The 1,062-nt window shown below is 63.1% G+C and carries 1 protein-coding gene and 1 pseudogene; both read left to right on the top strand.

Annotated elements, in window-relative coordinates; genetic code table 11:
* Positions 1–531 (top strand): annotated as a pseudogene (locus tag ACXJL8_RS41845) (IS3 family transposase); the annotation flags it as partial.
* A gap of 20 nt (positions 532–551) precedes the next feature.
* Entirely contained in the window at positions 552–965 is a 414-nt protein-coding gene (locus tag ACXJL8_RS41840) for a hypothetical protein (RefSeq protein ID WP_456687119.1), read from the top strand.
* Positions 966–1,062: the final 97 nt, after the last annotated feature.

Below are 1,062 nucleotides of genomic sequence, written 5' to 3'. Positions count from 1 at the left end.
CTTCACGGCGGCGGGGCCGGATCGGAAGTGGGGCGCGGACATCTCCTACGTCTGGACGCGGGAGGGCTGGCTGTACCGGGCTGGCTGTACCGGGCGGTGGTCCTCGATCTGTACTCCCGACGGGTCGTGGGCTGGGCGGTGGGCGATCGCCTTCACAAGGAACTTGCACCGGCTGCGTTGCGACGTGCCCTTGTCGTCCGACAAACCGGACCAGGTTTGTTGTATCATTCCGACCGCAGCAGTCAGTACTGCTCGAACGAGTATCAGGCGGAGCTACGAGGCCGCGGCATCGTGATCTCGATGTCCGGCAAGGGAAATTGCTTTGACAACGCGATGGTCGAGACGTTCTTCAAGACGCTGAAGAGCGAGTTGGTCTGGCGCACCGCGTTCCAGACGCGAGCCGAGGCCGTCGACGCGCTGGCCCGTCACATCGATGGCTTCTACAATCCCCGACGCCGTCACTCGGCGCTCGGCTTCACAAGCCCCACCCAGTTCGAAAGGGGCATCGCCCACCAAACCGCTCTCCACTAAACTGAACCAAGTCCAGTCGCGTGCTTCAGCGCTTTCGTGAGGCTCCGCAGCATGTCGTCGCGCGACTGAACCAGGGCAGCTTGGGTGATAAGGATTTGCATCTCGCGGACGTGCTCGGAGGCGGCGCGCTGATGCCGTTCCTGTCCCTCATCGGCGAATTCCTGGTGAAGCTGCTCGGCTCCGGCATCTTCGCGCCGGTGCTCGCCTACCTCGGCAAGCGCTCCGGAAACGGGGTGCTGACGAATAGCCAGAACGTGATCGGCGACGTCACGGTCGCCCAAGCGCAGCTCACCGCCTATGTTGAAGAGCAGAAGGTCTTAGCGGCGGAGAGGGCGAAGCTCGCCGAATCGAAGTGGACGAACTGTGATCCGGGAGTGTCAGGAATTTCGTGTGGGGGCGGCGTGTTGAACATCAGGCCGCCATGGCCCTTGTGAAGCGCTCGCCGAAGATGACGGCGAACTGCGCCTTGGCCATGACCACCTCAGGCGAGGCCATCGTCCACGCCTTCTCGGAGCGGTTCAAGACCAGGTT

The organism is Bradyrhizobium sp. P5_C11_2 (assembly GCF_054049755.1).
The sequence above is the reverse complement of the archived record's forward strand: the minus strand, read 5'-3'. Positions and strand labels throughout refer to the sequence as shown.